Source organism: Sphingomonas sp. Leaf17 (genome assembly GCF_001421505.1).
GTDB lineage: Bacteria > Pseudomonadota > Alphaproteobacteria > Sphingomonadales > Sphingomonadaceae > Sphingomonas.
The window spans coordinates 146,094-166,836 of record NZ_LMKL01000006.1 but is presented as its reverse complement, the minus strand read 5'-3'; the positions used below and the strand labels follow the sequence as shown (position 1 = coordinate 166,836).

22 protein-coding genes and 1 riboswitch are annotated in these 20,743 nt (G+C 66.4%); of the genes, 13 read left to right on the top strand and 9 right to left on the bottom strand.

Translation table 11 applies throughout. From position 1 onward, the window contains the following. Nucleotides 1-17: 17 nt before the first annotated feature. Together recQ and ASE75_RS09800 are read right to left on the bottom strand one after the other, a co-directional pair. Nucleotides 18-1,784, bottom strand: a complete 1,767-nt coding sequence (gene recQ / locus ASE75_RS09805) for a DNA helicase RecQ (RefSeq protein ID WP_055932680.1) — start codon at nt 1,782-1,784, stop codon at nt 18-20. Between the two features lie 57 nt (nt 1,785-1,841). Then, the gene (locus ASE75_RS09800; RefSeq protein ID WP_055932677.1) at nt 1,842-3,659 is read right to left on the bottom strand and encodes an ABCB family ABC transporter ATP-binding protein/permease; all 1,818 of its coding nucleotides are present in this window, start codon (nt 3,657-3,659) and stop codon (nt 1,842-1,844) included. A 155-nt stretch (nt 3,660-3,814) separates the two neighbouring features. Between ASE75_RS09800 and ASE75_RS09795 the strand changes: the two genes are divergently transcribed. After that, the gene (locus ASE75_RS09795; protein WP_055932673.1) at nt 3,815-4,048 is read left to right on the top strand and encodes a hypothetical protein; all 234 of its coding nucleotides are present in this window, start codon (nt 3,815-3,817) and stop codon (nt 4,046-4,048) included. A 191-nt stretch (nt 4,049-4,239) separates the two neighbouring features. Here the strand turns inward: ASE75_RS09795 and ASE75_RS09790 are convergent, their stop codons facing one another. Genes ASE75_RS09790 through crtY form a run of 5 tightly spaced genes read right to left on the bottom strand, consistent with a single transcriptional unit; the run spans nt 4,240 to nt 8,833 of the window. Then, complete coding sequence (locus ASE75_RS09790) at nt 4,240-5,202, bottom strand: phytoene/squalene synthase family protein (protein ID WP_055932670.1); 963 nt, start codon at nt 5,200-5,202, stop codon at nt 4,240-4,242. Nucleotides 5,203-5,212: 10 nt separating this feature from the next. Continuing rightward, the gene (locus ASE75_RS09785) at nt 5,213-5,794 is read right to left on the bottom strand and encodes a TIGR00730 family Rossman fold protein (protein WP_055932667.1); all 582 of its coding nucleotides are present in this window, start codon (nt 5,792-5,794) and stop codon (nt 5,213-5,215) included. A gap of 59 nt (nt 5,795-5,853) precedes the next feature. After that, nucleotides 5,854-6,165, bottom strand: coding sequence for a hypothetical protein (locus ASE75_RS09780; protein ID WP_055932664.1), 312 nt, complete (start codon nt 6,163-6,165; stop codon nt 5,854-5,856). 6 nt (nt 6,166-6,171) lie between these two features. Beyond that, nucleotides 6,172-7,644 (bottom strand): phytoene desaturase, encoded by a 1,473-nt coding sequence (locus ASE75_RS09775; protein ID WP_055932661.1) that lies wholly within the window; start codon nt 7,642-7,644, stop codon nt 6,172-6,174. 10 nt (nt 7,645-7,654) lie between these two features. Continuing rightward, nucleotides 7,655-8,833 carry a lycopene beta-cyclase CrtY gene (gene crtY / locus ASE75_RS09770; protein ID WP_055932658.1) on the bottom strand — a complete coding sequence of 393 codons (1,179 nt, stop codon included), beginning with the start codon at nt 8,831-8,833 and terminating at the stop codon, nt 7,655-7,657. Between the two features lie 89 nt (nt 8,834-8,922). Between crtY and ASE75_RS09765 the strand changes: the two genes are divergently transcribed. From ASE75_RS09765 to ASE75_RS09725, 9 genes are all read left to right on the top strand, one after another. Next, nucleotides 8,923-9,495 carry a GNAT family N-acetyltransferase gene (locus tag ASE75_RS09765; RefSeq protein ID WP_055932655.1) on the top strand — a complete coding sequence of 191 codons (573 nt, stop codon included), beginning with the start codon at nt 8,923-8,925 and terminating at the stop codon, nt 9,493-9,495. A gap of 72 nt (nt 9,496-9,567) precedes the next feature. Next, nucleotides 9,568-9,897, top strand: coding sequence for a hypothetical protein (locus tag ASE75_RS09760; protein ID WP_156340369.1), 330 nt, complete (start codon nt 9,568-9,570; stop codon nt 9,895-9,897). Between the two features lie 87 nt (nt 9,898-9,984). Then, a complete protein-coding gene (locus ASE75_RS09755; RefSeq protein ID WP_055933320.1) occupies nt 9,985-10,809 on the top strand; it encodes a sterol desaturase family protein in 825 nt (274 codons plus the stop codon). Next, nucleotides 10,766-11,164 (top strand): DUF2141 domain-containing protein, encoded by a 399-nt coding sequence (locus ASE75_RS09750; RefSeq protein WP_443025321.1) that lies wholly within the window; start codon nt 10,766-10,768, stop codon nt 11,162-11,164. The genes ASE75_RS09755 and ASE75_RS09750 overlap by 44 nt, the downstream gene beginning before the upstream one ends. 107 nt (nt 11,165-11,271) lie before the next feature. Continuing rightward, nucleotides 11,272-12,135 carry a MipA/OmpV family protein gene (locus ASE75_RS09745; RefSeq protein WP_235512629.1) on the top strand — a complete coding sequence of 288 codons (864 nt, stop codon included), beginning with the start codon at nt 11,272-11,274 and terminating at the stop codon, nt 12,133-12,135. A 217-nt stretch (nt 12,136-12,352) separates the two neighbouring features. Next, complete coding sequence (locus ASE75_RS09740; RefSeq protein WP_055932651.1) at nt 12,353-13,324, top strand: ferritin-like domain-containing protein; 972 nt, start codon at nt 12,353-12,355, stop codon at nt 13,322-13,324. A 32-nt stretch (nt 13,325-13,356) separates the two neighbouring features. Continuing rightward, nucleotides 13,357-14,358 (top strand): ferritin-like domain-containing protein, encoded by a 1,002-nt coding sequence (locus ASE75_RS09735; protein WP_055932648.1) that lies wholly within the window; start codon nt 13,357-13,359, stop codon nt 14,356-14,358. 100 nt (nt 14,359-14,458) lie between these two features. Then, nucleotides 14,459-14,570, top strand: a riboswitch (TPP riboswitch). Between the two features lie 43 nt (nt 14,571-14,613). Then, a complete protein-coding gene (gene thiC / locus ASE75_RS09730; RefSeq protein WP_055932644.1) occupies nt 14,614-16,458 on the top strand; it encodes a phosphomethylpyrimidine synthase ThiC in 1,845 nt (614 codons plus the stop codon). Nucleotides 16,459-16,470: 12 nt separating this feature from the next. Continuing rightward, nucleotides 16,471-17,016, top strand: a complete 546-nt coding sequence (locus ASE75_RS09725) for an HNH endonuclease (protein ID WP_082463902.1) — start codon at nt 16,471-16,473, stop codon at nt 17,014-17,016. 58 nt (nt 17,017-17,074) lie between these two features. On the opposite strand, the gene ASE75_RS09720 is transcribed toward ASE75_RS09725, so the two are convergent. Further along, entirely contained in the window at nt 17,075-17,341 is a 267-nt protein-coding gene (locus tag ASE75_RS09720) for a type II toxin-antitoxin system RelE family toxin (RefSeq protein ID WP_055932638.1), read from the bottom strand. Next, nucleotides 17,325-17,543, bottom strand: a complete 219-nt coding sequence (gene relB / locus ASE75_RS09715) for a type II toxin-antitoxin system RelB family antitoxin (RefSeq protein WP_055932637.1) — start codon at nt 17,541-17,543, stop codon at nt 17,325-17,327. Before relB ends, ASE75_RS09720 begins: the two co-directional genes overlap by 17 nt. Before the next feature lie 101 nt (nt 17,544-17,644). On the opposite strand from relB, the gene ASE75_RS09710 reads away from it, so the two are divergent. The 3 genes from ASE75_RS09710 to ASE75_RS09700 are packed head-to-tail and all read left to right on the top strand — an operon-like array spanning nt 17,645 to nt 20,645. After that, nucleotides 17,645-18,766 (top strand): 8-amino-7-oxononanoate synthase, encoded by a 1,122-nt coding sequence (locus ASE75_RS09710; protein WP_055932634.1) that lies wholly within the window; start codon nt 17,645-17,647, stop codon nt 18,764-18,766. Continuing rightward, a complete protein-coding gene (bioD, locus tag ASE75_RS09705; protein WP_055932631.1) occupies nt 18,763-19,389 on the top strand; it encodes a dethiobiotin synthase in 627 nt (208 codons plus the stop codon). Before ASE75_RS09710 ends, bioD begins: the two co-directional genes overlap by 4 nt. Next, on the top strand, nt 19,386-20,645 hold the full coding sequence (locus ASE75_RS09700; protein ID WP_055932628.1) for an adenosylmethionine--8-amino-7-oxononanoate transaminase: 1,260 nt from the start codon (nt 19,386-19,388) through the stop codon (nt 20,643-20,645). The genes bioD and ASE75_RS09700 overlap by 4 nt, the downstream gene beginning before the upstream one ends. Nucleotides 20,646-20,743 lie beyond the last annotated feature (98 nt).

The following is a 20,743-nucleotide window of genomic DNA, read 5'->3' as shown; positions in this document are numbered from 1 at the left end:
CGAAATCGTATGCGGTCCTACGCGGCCTGGATGACGGCCAGGAACGCATCGCCATAGGCATCCAGCTTGCGCGCGCCGATGCCCGACAGCATCGCCAGCTTCTCTCGGCTGTCCGGCCTTTGCGCGGCCATGTCGCGCAGCACCGAATCGTGGAAGATGACGTAAGGCGGCACGCCGCCGGCCTTGGCGAGTTCGCGCCGGCATTCGCGCAACGCCTCGAACAGCGGGTTGTCGGCGGCGTTGCCCGCCGCCGGGGCTGCGCCACGCCTGCGCGCCACGCGCTTGGGCGGCACGACGATCGCCAGCCGGTCCTCGCCCTTCAGCAGTCCGCGCGCGGCCGGCCCGAACTCCAGCCCGCCATGCGCGTTCGTCCGCACCGCGTCGCGCAGCGCCAGCGCGCGCGCCACCGGCTTGATGAGTGCGGCCTCCTCGCCCTCGACGATGCCCCAGACAGAGAGTGATTCATGCCCGTTGGTCATGCTGCGTTCGGTCGACTGGGCCAGCAGCACCTGTTCGATATAGGTCGCGCCAAACATCTGTCCGGTGCGGAACACCGCCGACAGGAATTTCCGCGCGGTTTCGGTCGCGTCGACCGCGTCGGGGGATCCGAGGCAATTGTCGCAATTGCCGCAATCCTCCTGCAGCACATCGCCGAAATGCTTCAGCAGGATGCGGCGGCGGCATCCCGCCGTCTCGACCAGCGCGCCCAGCGCCGCCAGCCGCGTGCGCTCGCCCGGCTGGCGCTCCGGCTCGACCTCGGCGATCCGCTGGCGGGCGCGGGCGAAATCTTCCGCACCCCAGAACAGGTGGGCGATCGCCGGGTCGCCGTCACGCCCCGCACGCCCGGTTTCCTGATAATAGGCCTCGATCGACTTGGGCAGGCCGGCATGCGCGACGAACCGCACGTCGGGCTTGTCGATGCCCATGCCGAACGCGACCGTGGCGCAGATCACCATGTCCTCACTCGCCACGAAATCGGCCTGGTTCTTCTGGCGGATATGCGGGTCGAGGCCGGCGTGATAGGCGCGCACCGGTCGTCCCATCCGGCCAAGCTGTTCGGCCAGCTTCTCGGTTGCCGCGCGGGTCTGGGCATAGACGATGCCGGGGCCTGGCTGGCTGGCGACGACGTCGGCGATCTGCTTGGTCGTGTTCGCCTTGGGGCTGATGAGATAGCGGATGTTCGGCCGGTCGAAACCCGACACGATCAGCCCGTCCTGCGGGATGCCGAGCTGGTCGAGGATGTCGGCCCGCGTATGCGCGTCGGCGGTCGCGGTCAGCGCGAGGCGCGGCACGTCCGGAAAGGTGTCGAGCAGCGGTCGCAGCAGCCGGTAGTCGGGGCGGAAATCATGCCCCCATTCGCTGACGCAGTGGGCCTCGTCGATCGCGAACAGGCTGAGCCTGGCCTGCCCCAGCAGGTCGCGAAAGCCGCTGCCCGACGCACGTTCGGGCGCGATGTAGAGCAGGTCGAGGTTGCCGGCGCGAAACCGCTCGATCGTCTCCGCGCGGTTCTGGTCGACGCTGGTCAGGGTGGCGGCGCGGATGCCGACCGCCTCGGCCGCGCGCAACTGGTCGTGCATCAGCGCGATCAGCGGCGAGACGACGACGCAGCACCCGTCCATGATGACCGACGGCAATTGATAGCACAGCGACTTGCCGGCCCCCGTCGGCATCACCGCCAGCGTCCGCTCCCCCTCCAGCACGCGCGAGACGACATCGGCCTGGACACCGCGGAAATCGGGAAAGCCGAACACGCGTTGCAGGGTGGGGCGGGGGTCGGCATGCATCGGCGTGGACCTAAGGCGCGGGGACGTGGTCCGCAATGGGCGGTGGGCGGCGATGGGTCAGGCCGCCACGTCCTCCGCCGCCTTTTCCTGTGCCTGCCGCGCCCACATTTCCGCATACAGCCCGCCCATGCGCAGCAGTTCGGCGTGGGTGCCGCGTTCCGCCACCGTACCGGCGTCGAGGACGACGATCTGGTCGGCGTTGACGATGGTCGACAGGCGATGGGCGATGACGATGGTGGTGCGGCCGCGCTCGATCGCCTCCAGCGTTTCCATGATCTCCGCCTCGGTCCGGCTGTCGAGCGCGCTGGTGGCTTCGTCGAGGATCAGGATCGGCGGGTTCTTCAGCAACGTGCGGGCGATGGCCACGCGCTGCTTCTCGCCGCCCGACAGTTTCAGGCCGCGTTCGCCGACGCGGGTGTTGTAGCCGTCAGGCTGGCGTTCGATGAAGCCGGCGATGGCCGCGCCGCGCGCCGCATCCGCAATCTCGGCCGGGCCGGCTCCCTCGCGGCCATAGGCGATGTTGTAGCCGATGGTGTCGTTGAACAGCACGGTGTCCTGCGGCACGATGCCGATCGCGCTGCGCAGGGAGCTTTGCGTGACCCGCGCGATATCCTGTCCGTCTACGGTGATCCTTCCGGCGGTCAGATCCCAGAACCGGTACATCAGCCGCGCGAGCGTCGATTTGCCAGCGCCCGACGGCCCGACCACCGCGCAGGTGGTGCCGGGCAAAATGTCCAGGTCGATACCCTTCAGGATGTCGCGGCCCGGATCATAGCCGAAACGGACGCCCTCGAACCGGATATGCCCGCCGCCGACGGCCAGAGTCGTCGCACCGGCCACGTCGACCACCTCGGCCGGGGTGTCGATCAGGTCGAACATCGCGGCCATGTCGATCGCGCCCTGGCGGATCGTGCGATAGACCATGCCGAGCAAGTCGAGCGGGCGGAACAGCTGGCTGAGCAGGGTCGAGACGAACACGACGTCGCCGGCGGAAAACCGGCCATTGCCCCATCCCCACGCGACGACGCCCATGCCGATCGCCAGCATCGTCGCGGTCAGGAACGACTGACCGACATTCAGCCAGGCGAGCGAGTTCTCGTTCTTGATCGCGGCATTGGCATAGGCGGCAATGGCCTGGTCGTAACGTTTCGCCTCGCGCTCCTCCGCGCCGAAATATTTCACCGTCTCGAAGTTCAGCAGCGAATCCACCGCGTGCGCGACCGCGCCGGTGTCGAGATCGTTCATCGCCGCGCGCAGGGCGTTGCGCCAGTCGGTAACCTTCTGCGTGAACACGATGTAGAGCACGACCATCGCAACCGTCGCCGCGACCAGCCATGCGCCGAAACTGGTCCAGAAGATGCCGATCACCAGCCCCAGTTCGAGGATCGTCGGGGCGATGTTGAACAGCAGGAAGTACAGCATCGTGTCGATGCTCTTGGTGCCGCGCTCGACCACCTTGGTGACGGCACCGGTGCGGCGTTCGAGATGGAAGCGCAGCGACAGCTGGTGCAGGTGGCGGAAGACGCTGGCGGCCAGCCGGCGCGTCGCATCCTGGCCGACGCGTTCGAAAATGGCGTTGCGCAAGTTGTCGAACAGCGTGCCGGCGAACCGGGCATAGGCATAGGCGACGACAAGCCCGATGACGATCGGCGTCAGGCTGCGGTCGTTGGCCGCCATCCGGTCGACCGCGAATTTCAGCGTGTAGGCTGCGCCGAATACCTGCGTCAGCTTCGATGCGATGACGAGCAGCATCGAGCCGACGACGCGCAGCTTCAGGCCCGGCTCGCCCGCCGGCCAGAGATAGGGCAGGAACCGGCGCAGCGTGGGCAGCAGGGGGCGGTCGGGGCGGGTGGCGCTGGTAAAATCAGGGGGCATGCCGGCCCCATGTCGGCGTATCGGCGGACGACTTCAATGGCCGATGGGACCGGTGCAGCCCTTGGGGTCAGGAAGGCGGTGTCAATAGTATAATTTACAGTACAGGAACCGTTCGTCGCAGCGACGGGTTGATATGGCGTGAGAGGGAGCGACGTATGGAACCGATGTTTTTCGTGATGGCGATTCTGGGATGTGGCGATGGCAACATCGCCTGCACCGAAGCCCGCGTCGAACCGGCACGCTATGAGACGCTCGCCCAGTGCCGCGCGGACCTGCCCGCCGCCCTGTCACGCAACACCGACTTGTCGTTTCCGGTCATCAATGCGGATTGCCGCGCGCAGGGCGTTCGGATTGTGACCAAGGGCACGAACGCCGCAACGCGCGGGTAACGTGCCAAACGCCGGGGATCGGGAAGGGTAGTCTGAACCAAAGCCCGGTGCATATCGACCTGGACTCCGTTTGAACCCGCTCCCGCACAATCGACGGCCTTCAGGTTTTTACCTGAAGTCGAAAGCAAGCAAGTTTGTCGCTTGTGGCTGTGGATGCCGGGTCACTGCCGACATGGTGGCGGACCTTCTATTCAGCGTGGGCGTTGCCAAAGGCCCTCCTGGCGCGGCTGGCGCGGGTATAACACTTCCCGCCGCATCGCTTGTCGACCAGCGGCCGCAATAAAGCGCACCTTCTCGACCTTCGTCGTCGTTACCCGCTGGCTGAACGCCTTTTCCCCCTTTGTGGCGACACGCCGCCCGATCGCACCGTAGATGTTGGCCGCCGCCAGCACCGCCCAGGCCGACCGGCCCGGCAGTGCAGGTGTCCCCTCGCGCGCACTGGCCTCGAACTGTACCGATCGCGCCGCCAGACGGCTGGCCAGCACGGCGAGACGCGGGCGATAGGGGGGCTTCATGTGCTCGCCCGGCGGAATATCCATTTCCACCAGCCATTCGACCGGCAGGTAGCAGCGGCCGACCGTATCGTCCTCGGCGATGTCGCGGGCGATGTTCGACAGCTGGAAGGCCATGCCAAGGTCGCAGGCACGGTCCAGCGTGTCGTCGTCATCCGGATCGACGCCCATGGCGACCGCCATCATGCAGCCGACGACGCCGGCGACGTGGTAGCAATAGCGATAAAGGTCGTCCTCGCTGCGCGGTCGCCAGTCCTCGGCATCCAGCGCGAAGCCGGCGATCAGGTCGTGCGCGAACCGGTGCGGCATTCCTGTTTCGGCGGCGACGATGCGCAGCGCGTCGAACGCCGGATCGCCGACGACCCGCCCCGCCAGCGCCGCATCGGTCATCGCTGACAGCTGGATCAGGCGCGCGGGCGCATCGTCGACCCGGGTCATGCCATGGCCGTGGTCCTGCCCGTCGGCGATGTCGTCGCATTTGCGGCACCACGCGTAGAGCAGCCATGCCCGCTCGCGCGTCCGGCGGTCGAACAGCCGGCTGGCGGCGGCGAAGCTCTTGGATCCGCGCGCGATCGATTCCTGTGCGGTCGCGACGATCGCATCGCGGGTGGGCAGTTCGCGGGCGGGCGGGGCGTCGCTCATCGGCCAGCCATCACAGGTCGGACGCGGCCATCTTCACGATCGGCTGCGTCGGCACATGCGCGGCCATCCGGTCGAGCAGCACGTCCAGCGTATCGGCGACGATGAGCAGGTCGCGGTGTTGCGGGCGCAGGAACCCCACGTCGCCCATCTTGTCCCAGAACGCGATCAGATGGTCGTAATAGCCCGCCGTGTTGAGCAGCCCGACCGGGTCGGCGTGATAGCCAAGCTGTGCCCAGCTCAGCGCCTCCCACAATTCGTCCATCGTGCCGGTGCCGCCAGGGATAGTGACGAACCCGTCGGACAGGTCGGTGAACAGGGCTTTGCGCTGATGCATGCCGCTGACGACGTGGAGTTCGCTCAGCCCGCGATGCGCGACCTCGGCATCGACCAATGCCTGCGGAATCACGCCGATCACCTCGCCGCCGGCCGCCAGCGCGCTGTCGGCGATCGCGCCCATCAGGCCAAGGCGTCCGCCGCCATAGACGACGCCGATGCCGCGTTCCGCAAGGGTCCGGCCGACCAGGCGGGCGGCGTCGATGTACGTGGTGTCGGCCGGTGTGGCCGACCCGCAATAGATGGCAAGACGTTTCATGGCGTCAGTCGCTACGCGAGCGATACGGGTGGAGCAAGGCACACCGGACCGTTTGCGGTTCAGTCCGGGCCGGTGGTCTGGCGGTCGAACGCGACGACCCATTGCGGGTGTCCGCCCGCCGTCCTGACGGTGTCGGGACGGCCAACAGGATCGCTGCCGGTCTCGATCCAGCCGGCCCCCTGGCACCGGTCGCAGATGGTGCGCTTGCACCGGAAGCTGACGAGATCGAGTTCAGCATTCCACTGCCCCCGGCCCTGACAGACCGGGCACAGCGCATCGAGCGTGCCGTGCCGGGGCAGTACGGGGACGTTGTCGAAAGCGTGCGGGCTGTCCGGCCCGGTGCAAAGCACGATGTCGCTGGCGTGGGGCATGAACGCTTATTGCTCCAGCATCAGCTTGGCGGTTGCCTTGGCACTGCCGACGACGCCGGGGATGCCGGCACCCGGATGCGTGCCCGCGCCGACGAAGTACAGGTTCGGGATGTGGTCGTCGCGGTTGTGGACGCGGAACCATGCGCTCTGCACCAGCGTCGGCTCCAGCGAGAAGGCGGAGCCGAGATGCGCGTTCAGGTCGGTCGCGAAGTCGCTTGGCGCATAGGAGAACTTCGTCACGATCCGTTCGTGGATGTCGGGGATCAGCCGGCGGCCGACCTCGTCGAGGATGCGCTTTTCCAGGATCGGCGTGATCTCGTCCCAGTTGACCGGGAACTTGCCCATGTGCGGCACCGGGGCCAGCACATAGAAGGTCGACATGCCCTCCGGTGCCAGCGCAGGATCCGTCACGGTCGGGTGATGCAGGTAGAGCGAGAAATCCTCCGCCAGCACGCCGTGATCGTAGATGTCGGTCAGCAGGCCCTTATAGCGCGGGCCGAACAGGATCATGTGGTGCGGGATGCCCGGCCACGTCCCCTTGATGCCGAAATGGGTGACGAACAGCGACGGCGAATAGCTTTTCTTTTCCAGCCGCACCTTGGTCCGTTGCGCGCTGCGCGAGGTGGACAGCAGGTCGCGGTAGGTATGCATGATATCGGAATTGGCGGCGACCATGTCGGCCGGGCTGGACCAGCCGCTTTTCGTCACCACGCCGGTCGCGCGGTCGCCCAGCGTCTCGATCTGCACGACCGGATCGTTCAGGCGCAGGACACCGCCGATCCGCTCGAACTGCGTGACCATGGCCGCCACCAGCCGGTTGGTGCCGCCGCGCGCGAACCAGACGCCGCCGTCCTTTTCCAGCTTGTGGATCAGGGCATAGATCGCGCTGGTCGTGAACGGATTGCCGCCGACCAGCAGCGTATGAAAACTCAACGCCTCGCGCAGCTTTTCCGATTTCACATAGGACGACACGATCGAATAAACCGACCGCCACGCCTGATATTTGGCCAGCGCCGGTGCTGCCTTTATCATCGACGCGAAGTCGAGGAAGGCGACATGGCCGAGCTTTTCATACCCCTCGCGGAACACGCCGGCGGAATATTCGAGGAACTTCGCGTAGCCCGCAACGTCGTCCGGGTTCAGCTTGGCAATTTCGGCGTTCAGCACCGCCTCGTCATTGGTGTAGTCGAAATTGGTGCCGTCGGGCCAGTTGAGGCGATAGAAGGGGGTGACCGGATCGAGCGTCACGTCCTTGGCCATGTCATGGCCGGACAGCGCCCATAACTCGCGCAGGCAGTCGGGATCGGTGATGACGGTCGGCCCGGCGTCGAAGATGAAGCCGTCCTTTTCCCAGTAATAGCCACGCCCGCCGGGCTTGTCGCGCGACTCGACGATGGTCGTCTGTACGCCGGCCGATTGCAGGCGGATGGCAAGCGCGAGGCCGCCAAAGCCTGCGCCGATGACGATCGCGGTCTTCATGCGCCAGACTTCATGCGGGTGTTCCTGTACGGTGTGTGTCGCGGATCGCGCGGATCGCGCGGGTGATGGGCACGGGCGGCTTGCCCATCAGGATGCGAGCCTTGTCGCGCATGGTCGAATGTCCTGCATAGAAACGGCCGATCAGCCGCGGGTCCAGCGTGTAGAAGCGTTCCAGCACCCGGTAGCGTTCCTCGGGATCGGCCGCACGGAACAACATGGTGTCGAGCAGGCGATAGAAACCGCGCGCGTCCCAGGTCTTTCGGGCGTGGGCATGAGTCGCCTCGTGCAGGGCGGCGCCGGTGAAATCGGTGCGGTCGGCGATCATCGCGGCGCTGCGGATCGCATCGGGCAGCGAATAGCCTGTGGTCGGGTGGAACAGGCCGGCGCGCATCCCCGCCTTGGCCACGCGCGCGCCGCCCGACCGCCAGTACGCCTCGAAATCGCCGCCCATCGCCACCGGCAGCACGCCCGATTCCTCGCGCGCGGCCTGCGCCACCTGCCAGCCACGCGCGTCGGCATAGGCGTGGATGCGTTTGGTCAGCACCTCGGTATCCAGGTCGGGGGTGTCGCTGTAATAGGTGTCCTCGACGAACATCCGGTCGTCGGCGAAGGGCAGGCAGTAGACGAAGCGATAGCCGTCCAGTTGCGCGACGCTGGCGTCCATCACCATCGGTCGGGGCGATCCATGGGCCGTGGACAGGGTCAGTTCGCGGCCGACGAACTTCTGCCAGCCGAGATCCAGCGTCGACAGGTCACCGGTGCCGCGCGTGTCGACGACGCCCCTGGCTTCCATCCGGTCGCCGTCCGCGAAGACCACGGCGGTCGCCGACGCGCCCGATACCTTGCGGCCGAGCATCAGCGCGTGTGCCGGCAGCGTGCGCCGCACGACCCGGTCCAGCCGCTCGCTTTCGATTGAATAATAGGTCGCGTCGATCGTGCGCGCATGGGCCGGGAAATGGACGTCGTATCCGCGCCACGCATGGGCGACGAGCGGCGCGACGATCCAGCGGTCCTGCTGCGCCACGTCGCTGCCGAAGAACGACCAGAGGTGGTTGCCGCCGACGACCGCCGCGGCGTCGATCAGCCGCACGTCGAGTGTCGGATGCCGGCCCTTCAGCGCCAGCGCCAGTAGCCCGCCGGCCAGTCCAGCGCCGACGATCGCGACGTCACAGGTTTCAGTCGATGCCATTGCCGGATGGCGTAGTACAAACCGGACGACGCGAGAACCGCCGTCGCGCCACTTGCGACATTTTGTCCATCGTCTGTAACCCATGTTGCATGACCGCGATCCGCCCCGCCATCGACCCCGCCATCCCCGGGACACCGACCATCGTCACCGACCGGCTTACCCTGTCACCCTACGGCCCCGCCGACCTGGACGACTATGCCGCGATGCTCGCCGATCCCGTCGTGTGCCGTCACGTCGGCGGCCGGACCTTCACGCGTGAGGAAACGTGGCACCGCATCCTGCGCTATATCGGGCATTGGCAGGTGGTGGGCCATGGCAACTGGGCGGTGCGCGACACCGCGACCGGCCGGTATCTGGGCGACGTCGGACTGATGGATTCGCGCCGCGCCACCGACCCCGGCTACGAAGGCACGCTCGAGGCCGGCTGGATGTTCACCACCGCAGCACAAGGGCGCGGGATCGCGGGCGAGGCGGTGGCGGCGATGCTCGGCTGGGCGGACGGGCAGGGGATGGCGCGAACCGTCTGCATCATCGCGCCTGGCAACGCCGCGTCGATCCGGCTGGCCACGCGGATGGGCTATGCGCTGGTTGCGGCGGGCACCTACAAGGCCGAACCGACCCTTGTGTTCGAGCGCCCGAGACGATCCGGATCCGTCGCGTGAGGCCGTGCATCTCCCGTTCATCCCGCTTATATAGGATACCGTATAAGTAAACGATCCAAGTGAGACCCTGTGATGAAGATCATGATCCTGACACTTCTGGGTGCCGTCGTTGCCCTGCCCGCGTCGGCGCAGGATGTGCCGTCCTCGCCGCAATGGCCGCTTGAAGGCCCGGTAAAGACCCCGTCCAAGGCCCTGCAGGTTCCGACGAAGCTGGACCCGGTCAACCAGTCGCTGACCGACATTTTGAACAGCGGTGGCAGGATCGTCAGTTCCTACATCGGCCGGACCGGTCCGGTCGTGACGGTGATGGCCAAGGGCAAATACACCGTTTGCGTCCTGGTCGGGCAGAACCCGCAGACCGATCAGAACGTCGCCACCTCGGAATGCTACGCGCTGAACTGAGGGTCGCCGGTCGGGCTGTGGCGCAAGGCGACGCCCGATCGCGCATTCCCCCGGCGGCCGTGATCCGCTACACGGGCCGTCGTGACCATCCTGCTTGCCATCCTCGCCTCCGCCGCCGCGATGACGGTGATCGTCGGCGTCCGCTATCTGATCGTGTCGGGCGCGTTCGCCGCGGCGACGCGGGTGCGGCATCCGGGTCTGTACCGCGGGCTGGACGCACAGATGCGGCGTGAACTGTGGTGGAGCCTGGCATCGGCGGCGATCTATGGCGTTCCCGCCGGAATCGTTGCCTGGGGCTGGCAGAACCGGGGCTGGACGCGGATCTATACAGATGTCGCCGACTATCCGTTGTGGTACCTGCCGGTGTCGGTGCTGCTGTACCTGTTCGCGCACGATACCTGGTTCTACTGGACGCATCGCTGGATGCACCGGTCCGGGCCGTTCAGGCTGGCCCACGCCGTCCACCACGCCAGCAAGCCGCCGACCGCCTGGGCGGCGATGGCGTTCCATCCGATCGAGGCGTTGACCGGGGCTGTGGCCATTCCGCTACTGGTGTTCGCGATTCCGATCCATGTCGGCGCGCTTGGTTTGGTATTGACGGTCATGACCGTTATGGGAGTGACCAATCACATGGGGTGGGAGATTTTCCCCCGGTTCATGTGGAGTGGCCGATTGGGCGGCTGGCTGATTACCGCCAGCCATCACCAGCGGCATCACGACCAGTATAGGTGTAATTATGGGCTGTATTTCCGCTTCTGGGACCGGGTATGCGGCACCGATCGGGGCATCGGCGATTTCGCCCGCGCCCATGCTAGGGCGGCCGGGCGCCCGCTGGCTGAACGTCCGGCGGCTGGCCGGCCTGACGGCCGTGCTGGCGACCCTCATCGGGGCAACGCCGGTCGCACGGCTTGATGTCGATGTCACCGGCATGCGGTCGGCCAAGGGCAGCCTGCGCGTCTGCCTGACAGCGGATCCCGACAATTTCCCGGCCTGTGTCGACGATGCCAATGCGGTCACGCGCACGGTGGCCGCCGGTGTCCATGCGATCGACTTCACCGGACTGCCGCCGGGTGGCTATGCCGTCGCGGTGATCCACGACGAGAACAACAACGCCAGGCTGGACACGTTCGCCGGCATTCCGAAGGAGGGCTTCGGGTTTTCCCGCAATCCCGTGATCCGGTTCGGTCCGCCCAAGTTTGCCGCCGCCCGTTTCACCATCGCCGGTGATGCCAATGTGCAACAGGTGACGATGCGTTACATCCTGTGATGACGTTGTAACGGACCCAAAACGATGGGTCCGGCGTTGCCAGATTAACTTGCCGATCAATTTTCCCCGACATTCCCCCGATATTCCGGAGCCGTCCCTTGCGCGTATTGACCCTTTCCCTGACCGCCGCCGCCGCGATGGCCCTGGCCACACCGGCTTTGGCACAGACGTCGGAGCCGAATACCGCGCCTGCGACGCCCGCGCCGGATGCGCCCGCGGACACCAGCCGTGTCACGGTCGGCATCGGTGTCGCCACTCTGCCCGATTACGAGGGTGCCGACAGCAATTCCATCACCCCCGGCGCGGTCGCGATCGGCAAGGTCAAGGGATTCGATTTCTTCACGCGCGGTACGCAATTGTACGTCAACCTGATCCCCAATGCGGGCGGTGTCGGCATCAATTACGAACTGGGTGTGATCGGCGGCGTTCGGCTGGACCGTACCAACCGCGTCGACAATGCGCAGGTGCGGGCGCTGGGCAAGCTGGACACCGCCTATGAACTTGGCGGCTATGTCGGCATCGGCAAGACCGGCGTCATCACCAGCGATTATGACACCGTGACCGCGCGCGTTGCCTTCGTCCACGACGTGTCGGGTGCTTATGACAGCTATGTCATCACGCCCCAGCTGAATTACACGACGCCGCTGTCCTACACGACATTGGTATCGCTTGGCGCGTCGGCCGATTATGTCGGCAAGGGTTATGGCCGCACCTATTTCGGCGTGACACCGATCGGCGCGTTGTCCAGCGGGTTGCGCGTCTACGATATCGACGACAGCGGCTTCAAGCGCGTGAACCTGTCGTTCTTCGCGTTGCAGAGCCTGTCGGGCGATCTGCGGCGGGGCTTTGGCGTCGGTGCCGGCGTCCTCTACGGAAAGATGCTCGGCAAGTACAAGGACAGCCCGATCGTCTCCGACGTGGGCGATGCCGACCAGTGGGCTGGTGCCGTCGGCCTGACCTACACCTTCTGATCCCTGCTCCGGCCGCTCCCCTCTCATGGGAAGGCGGTTCGGGATTGCGAGAAAAAAAACCATGCATCGGTGCATCCGGTGCGTGGTTTTTTGCGTAGCTGCGGCTGGAAGGACGCCGGTCGACGGACGACACGGGCCATTTTGTCGAGAAAGTTCAGGAACTTTCCTTGGCTGGGCGGTTTGGGCGTTAGAGTAAAACCATAAGGGGATGCCAGACATGACCGAAAGCGCACACCTGATCGAGGCTCTCGATTCCCGCGTTCGGCGACGCGACGAGCGCCGCGACTTCTTCAAGGCAGCACTGGGCGCGGCAGCGGTCGGCGCGACGGCCTTGTCCTTCTCCTCCTCTGCCCGTGCGCAGTCGGTGACTGATGCCGACGTCCTGAATTTCGCGCTGAACCTCGAGTATCTCGAAGCGCAGTTCTATTCCTACGCCGCATTCGGCACCGGCCTTGCCAACAACCTGCTGACCGGTACGGGCACGCAAGGCGCCGTGACCGGCGGTCGCCGTGTCAACTTTACCGACCCGGTCGTTGCCGCCTATGCCAAGGAAATCGCCAACGACGAGATCGCGCACGTCGCGTTCCTGCGCACGGCGCTCGGCACCTCGGCCGTGGCCCAGCCGGCGATCGACGTCAGTGCCAACGCGAACGGTGCCTTCAGCGCCGCCGCACGCGCGGCCGGTCTTGTCGGTGCCGGACAGGCGTTCGACCCCTATGCAAGCGACGAGGCATTCCTGCTGGGCGCGTTCATCTTCGAGGACGTGGGCGTCACCGCCTACAAGGGTGCGGCCCCGCTGCTGACCAACAAGACCTTCCTGGAGGCCGCCGCCGGCCTGCTGGCGGTCGAGGCGTATCACGCCGCGCTGGTCCGCACGACGCTGTACGGCAAGGGCATCGCCACGCCGTCGCTGCGTACATCGGCCGACGCCATCTCCAACGCGCGTGACTCGCTGGATGGCACGACCGATCTGGATCAGGGCATTTCGGCCACGACCACGACGATCAACGGCGGTACGGCCACCGCCACCGCGTCCAACATCGTGCCGCTGGATGCGAACGGCATCGCATACAGCCGCTCGGTCGGTCAGGTTCTCAACATCGTCTACCTGACCAACACAGCAGCCAGCATGGGCGGATTCTTCCCGGCGGGCGTCAACGGCAACATTCGGACCAGCACGGCCAATTGAGCCAGATGCCAGTTTTCAGGGGAGACAGTCTCATGAACGATATCGACACACAGACCCAGGTTCTCGACGCGATCGACAAGCGCCGGACCGATCGCCGCCGGTTCCTGAACCTCGCCGGCACCACCACGCTGGCCGTCGGCGGCCTCTCGCTGCTCGCGGCGTGCGGCGACGATGGCAACGACACGCCGGCACCCACGCCGACGCCGACGCCCGATGGCGCGGCAACGGCGGCACAGACCGACATCGACGTGCTGAACTATGCGCTGAACCTCGAATATCTCGAAGCGCAGTTCTATCTGTTCGCAGTCACCGGGTCGGGCCTGACCGCCAGCCAGACATCGGGCCTCGGCCTTGCCGGCGGCGTTACCGGCGGACGTCAGGTGACCTTCACCGACCCCGTCGTTCGCGAATATGCGCGGGAGATCGCGGCCGACGAACTGGCGCACGTTCTGTTCCTGCGGTCGGCGCTTGGCTCTGCGGCCTTTGCCATGCCGGCGATCAACATCGACGGCGGCGCGACGGGTGCCTTCACCGCGGCGGCCCGCGCCGCCGGGGTGGTCGGGGCGACCGGCACGTTCGACCCCTATTCGTCGGACGAGAACTTCCTGCTGGGCGCGTACATCTTCGAGGACGTGGGCGTGTCGGCCTACAAAGGCGCGTCGCCGCTCATCACCAACAAGACCTTCCTGGAGGCAGCGGCCGGTATCCTGGCGGCCGAGGCCTATCATGCCGGTCTGGTTCGTACCGTCCTGTACCGCAAGGGTATCGCGACGCCGGCCCTGATTACCGCCGCAGGGCAGATCAGCAACGCCCGCGACAGCCTGGATGGTACGTCGGATATCGACCAGGGGCTGACGATCGGAACGGACGCCAACATCGTCCCGACCGACTCGAACGGCCTGGCCTACAGCCGGAGCATCGCGCAGGTGCACAACATCGCGTACCTGACGAACACGGCGCGCATCGGCGGCGGCTTCTTCCCCAACGGGACGAACAACCGGACCGACGCGTTGCGGACCAGCGGCGCGAACTGAGCCGCGCATCATTCCCGTCCCCCCGGGGAAGGAAGGGGTCGTACAGTTGTCTGTACGGCCCCTTTTTCGTTGGCGCTCGGCGCGCGAGGGGCGTATCATGGCCGCATCCCCGGGGGACCGCTGATGCGCGGTTGAGAGGTGGCCAGTTCAGGCCACGACCCGCTGAACCTGATCCGGTTGACACCGGCGGAGGGAGGGAGCGGCTTTCGCCTTAGGAAACCGTGCCCGCACTCCGTACCTCCTGGAGTGCATGATATGGCCGACATCCCCGCCCGTACCGAAATCGGTGTGACCACCGGCCCGATCCGGGGCAGCAAGAAGATTCATGTCGGCCCGCTGAAGGTTGCGATGCGTGCGGTGCATCTGGATCCGTCGAGCGGCGAGCCGCCGCTGAACATCTACGACACGTCCGGCCCGTACACGGACCCGGACGCCGTCATCGACATCGACGCCGGCCTGCCGCAGTTGCGCCGCGACTGGATTGTCGCACGCGGTGATGTGGAAGAGTACGACGCGCGCGATTTGAAGCCCGAGGATAACGGCCAGCTCGGCCCTGACCGGTCGGGCGGTGTGAAGCCCTTTCCGAACGTCATCCGCCGCCCGCTTCGCGCGAAGGCCGGCGCGAACGTCAGCCAGATGCACTATGCCCGGCGCGGCATCATCACGCCCGAAATGGAATATGTCGCCACGCGCGAGAATATCGGTCGTGAGATGATCGCCAACCACATTCGCGACGGCGAGGATTTCGGCGCGGAAATCCCCGATTTCGTCACGCCCGAGTTCGTCCGCAGCGAGATCGCGCGCGGCCGGGCGATCATCCCCAACAACATCAACCACCCCGAATCCGAACCGATGGCGATCGGCCGTAACTTCCTGGTCAAGATCAACGCCAATATCGGCAACAGCGCGGTCGCCAGCAACGTCGCGGCCGAGGTCGACAAACTCGTCTGGTCGATCCGCTGGGGCGCGGACACGGTCATGGACCTGTCGACCGGCCGCAACATCCACGACACGCGCGAATGGATCATCCGCAACTCGCCGGTGCCGATCGGCACGGTGCCGATCTATCAGGCGCTGGAAAAGGTCGGCGGCATCGCCGAGGACCTGACGTGGGAGATCTTCCGCGACACGCTGATCGAACAGGCCGAACAGGGCGTCGATTACTTCACGATCCACGCCGGCGTCCGCCTCGCCTATATCCCGATGACCGCGAAGCGCGTGACCGGCATCGTCTCGCGCGGCGGGTCGATCATGGCGAAATGGTGCCTGAGCCATCACAAGGAATCGTTCCTCTACGAACGCTTCGACGAGATCACCGAGATCATGAAGGCGTATGACATCGCCTATTCGCTCGGCGACGGCCTGCGCCCCGGCTCGATCGCCGATGCCAATGACGAGGCGCAGTTCAGCGAGCTGTACACGCTGGGCGAACTGACCAAGCGTGCCTGGGAACAGGACGTGCAGGTGATGATCGAAGGCCCCGGCCATGTGCCGATGCACAAGATCAAGGTGAACATGGAAAAGCAGCTGGAGTCGTGCGGCGAAGCGCCGTTCTACACGCTCGGGCCGCTCACCACCGACATCGCGCCGGGATACGACCACATCACCAGCGGCATCGGCGCAGCGATGATCGGCTGGTTCGGCTGCGCGATGCTCTGCTACGTCACGCCCAAGGAGCATCTGGGCCTGCCCGACCGCGACGACGTGAAGGTCGGCGTGGTGACCTACAAGCTGGCCGCCCACGCCGCCGATCTGGCCAAGGGGCACCCGGCCGCGAAACTGCGGGACGACGCGCTCAGCCGCGCCCGCTTCGACTTCCGCTGGCGCGACCAGTTCAACCTGTCGCTCGACCCCGACACGGCGGAGGACTATCACGACCAGACCCTTCCGGCCGAAGGCGCCAAGACCGCGCATTTCTGTTCGATGTGCGGCCCGAAGTTCTGCTCGATGAAGATCACGGCGGAGGTCCGCGAATTCGCGGCCAAGCAGAACGCGCCGGCGGACACGTTCATCGCGGCGGGTGACGCGGAGAAGGGCATGGCGGAAATGAGTGACAAGTTCCGCGAGAAGGGCGGGGAGATTTATCTGCCGGCGGAGTGAAAAGGGCCGGGCATGCCTGATCCGAGACTCAATACGCTGCGTGAAGCATTGGCTTGGTCCTACGCGAACCTTGCCTGCACACACTCGGCGTTGAAAGCCGGTCATATCAAGCATGCCCAAATCGACTGGATCATCAGGGCCAAACTTTTTCGCGGTTTAAAAACCGGAGAGATGCAGCTTGGTAGCTTGTTCGATGACGAGCGCCTGACGCTTATTGCACAGCCTAACTGCGTCTATTGCGGTGTCGATGGTGCGCTATCGATCGATCACATTGTTCCGCGCGGGGCGGGAGGTGGGCATGAGGCCCATAATCTGGTTCGTGCGTGCCGACCTTGCAACAGCAGCAAAGGAAAGCGCGACCTGCTGGAGTGGTTCAACCAGCAAGGGCGCTTTCCGCCCATACTGCTTCTGCGGCGCTATTTGAAATTGCTCGACCTTTATGCGTGTGCCGCCGGGCTTTTGGATTATGCTCTAACGGACGACCGATTGATGGAGCTGCCGTTCGCGATCGATCGGCTGCCAGGCAAGTTCCCCGATCTTCGGGAGCTTCGGCTTTAGATGCATCCATTTGTTGATGGCGTACCCGAAGACCGAAGTCGGTCGATCGGCAAGCTATTCAACGATAAACCTCTCGTCGGTGGGCGACGCGCACTACCAAAATCGTGATCCACTCATCCTCGATCCGCGCGACGACGCGATAGTCTCCGACCCGCCATCGCCATAACCCGGCACGATCGCCGACCAGCGCGCTGCCGATCGCGCGCGGGTCATCGAGCGGTGCGATCCGGTCTTCCAGCGTCTTGATGATCCGCGCTGCGGCCGTGCGATCGAGCTTGCGCAGTTCCTTCGCCGCATCGGGCAGGAACTCAATCGCCCAGACCAAGCTCGGCCTTCAGGTCTGCGAGGGGGATGGCGTCGCCTGCGCGAAAATTGCGCAGACGTTCTTCGGCGAGATAGAAATCCTCAAGGTCGTCGAGATGCGCCTCAATCGCTTCACGGGCGTAAAAGGTCTTCGTCCGCCCGGTTCGCGCCGCCAGGGCGTCGAGCCGTTGTTCCGTGTCGCTGTCCAGTCTGATCGCAAGCATATCGACCTCCTGCTATACAGATATAGCGCGATCTTCACAGACGTTCAATCGGCACGCCATCCTCGCTCGCCCCGCCCGCCAAACCGCGCTAGGGCGCGGGCATGTCGGGATTTGCCTTTCATGCCGCGCATCTGGACGGGCTGGCCGCCGTTGATCGGTTGCGACGGCTGCGCCCGCGGGATGGCGTGGATTTCGCGTCGAACGATTATCTGGGGTTCGCACATGGGCGCGCGCTGGTCGCGGCGGCGCGGGCGGCGCTGGATCGCGGCGTGGCGGTCGGGTCGGGGGGATCGCGGCTGCTGCGCGGCAACGACCCCGAGCATGAGGCGCTGGAGGCCGAGGCGGCCGCCGTGTTCGGGAGCGAGAGCGCGCTGTATTTCTCCAGCGGATACGCCGCCAATGTGGCGCTGTTCGCGACCCTGCCGCAGCCGGGCGACCTGATCGTGCATGACGCGCTGGTCCATGCCAGCGCGCATGAAGGGATGCGGCTGGCGCGGTGCGATGCGGTCGGTGTCGCGCATAACGATGCGGCGGCGTTCGACGCGGCCATCGTCCGCTGGCGCGGGGGCGGTGGACGCGGGCGGCCCTGGCTGGCGGTCGAGAGCCTGTACAGCATGGATGGCGACAGCGCGCCGCTCGATGATCTGGTGGCGGTTGCCGCGCGGCACGACGGCGTCCTGCTGGTGGACGAGGCGCATGCGACCGGCGTGTTCGGCGCGGCTGGGCGCGGCCTGTCGGCGCATGACGGGCGGGGCGACGTCATCACGCTGCGGACGCTCGGCAAGGCGCTGGGGTGCGAGGGTGCGCTGGTGTTCGCGCCGACCGTGATCCGGGACTTCCTGGTCAATCGCGCGCGCGGACTGATCTTTTCGACCGCGCCGTCGCCGTTGATGGCGGCGGTCGGTCGCGCGGCGCTGGTGCTGAACGGGCACGCCGATGCGACGCGCGAGCGGTTGCATACGCTGGTGGATTACGCCGCCACCCGGCTGGCGCGGCACGGCGTGGTGGCGACGGGGTCGCAGATCCTGCCGCTGGTGCTGGGCGACGACGCGCGGACGATGACGGTGGCGGGCGCCCTGGCGGTGGCGGGCTGCGACGTGCGCGGCATCCGCCCGCCGACGGTCGCGCCGGGTACGTCGCGGCTGCGGATCAGCATCACCGCCACTATCGACGAAGCGGCGATCGACCGACTCGACGCCGCCTTGGGAGACGCGCTTCGATGACCCGCATTATCGTGACCGGGACCGATACCGATGTCGGCAAGACGGTGTTCGCCGCTGCCCTGACCGGCGCGCTGGACGGCTGCTACTGGAAGCCGGTGCAGGCCGGGCTGGATGGGGGCGGCGACCGCGCCAGCGTCGCGCGGCTGGCGGGCATCGCCCCCGACCGGGTGCTGCCCGAGGCGTATCGGCTGACGACACCCTGTTCGCCGCACCTGGCCGCCGAGATCGACGGCGTGACGATCGACCCTGCGGCGCTGTCCCCCCCCGGTTGCGACCGGCCGCTGGTGATCGAGGGGGCGGGCGGCGCGCTGGTCCCGCTGACCCGCAACCTGCTCTACGCGGACGTGTTCGCACGGTGGCGCGCGCCGGTGGTCATCGTCGCGCGCACCGCGCTCGGCACGATCAACCACAGCCTGCTGACGGTCGAGGCGTTGCGGCACCGCGGCGTGCCGATCCTCGGCCTCGCCTTCGTCGGGGAGGCGATGCCCGACAGCGGGGACACGATCTGCGCCGTCGGCTGCGTGAAGCGACTGGGGCGGTTGCCGGTGCTGCCCGACCTCACGCCCGCGACGCTGGCCGCCGCCTTCGCCGACAATTTCCGCATCACGGATTTCACCGCATGACCTCGCCCGTCTGGCATCCCTTCACCCAGCATGGCCTGAACGAACCGATTCCGCAGGTCGCGCGGGGCGAGGGCGCGGTGCTGTGGACCGGGGACGGGCGGCGGGTGATCGACGCGATTTCGTCCTGGTGGGTGACGACGCACGGGCATGGCCACCCGCGCATCATGGCGGCGATCGCCGATCAGGCGCAGCGGCTGGATCAGGTCATCTTCGCCGGCTGGACGCACGAACCCGCCGAGACGCTGGCGCGCGGGCTGGTCGACATCATGCCGCCCGCGCTGGCGCATGTGTTCTTTTCCGACAGTGGGTCGACCGCGGTCGAGGTCGCGCTGAAGATGGCGCTGGGTTTCTGGGCCAATACCGGACATGCGCGCGATCGCATCGTGGTGATGGAGGACAGCTATCACGGCGACACGATCGGCGGCATGTCAGTCGGCGCGCGCGGCGTGTTCAACCGCCCCTATGCGCCGTTGCTGTTTGACGTCGACACCTTGCCCTTCCCGGTGCCGGGGGCCGAGCAGGCGACGCTGGATGCGCTGACCCGGCTTGCACGGTCGCCGGTGCCGCCGGCCGCGCTGATCGTCGAGCCGCTGGTGCTGGGCGCGGGCGGGATGCGCTTCTACCCGGCATGGGTGCTGGCGGAAATGCGGGCGATCTGCGCGCGCGCGGATATCCTGTTCATCGCCGACGAGGTGATGACCGGATGGGGTCGCACCGGCACGTTGCTGGCGTGCGAGCAGGCGGGCGTCGTGCCCGACATCCTGTGCCTGTCCAAGGGGCTGACCGGGGGCGCGATGCCGCTGGCGGTGACGATGGCGACGTCCGCGATTTTCGAGGCACACCGGTCGACCGATCGCGCGCGGATGTTCTTCCATTCCTCCAGCTATACCGCCAACCCGATCGCCTGCGCCGCGGCCAACGCGAACCTCGCCATCTGGCGCGACGAGCCGGTGCGCGGGCGGATCGACATGCTGGCGCAGGCACAGGCACGGCATCTGGAGGCCCTGCGCGATCAGCCGGCGATTACCAATATTCGCCAGATGGGGACGATCGCCGCGCTGGATTTCGCCGGTGAAGGCACGGGCTATCTGTCCGACCTGGCACCCCGGTTGCTCGCGTTCTTCGCCGCACGGAACGTGCTGCTGCGGCCGCTGGGCGATACCGTCTATGTCATGCCGCCCTATTGCATCGACGCGGACGATCTGGCGGCGGTCTATGACGCAATCGACGAGGCGGTGACGACGTTCGGTCGATAGCGGCAGGCCGACCTAGTCCGACAAAAGGCTTGACGCGACGGGTCGGCGTGTCATGTTACCGCTAACAGACATGGGTCTATCCGGCCGCAGAGCTGGAA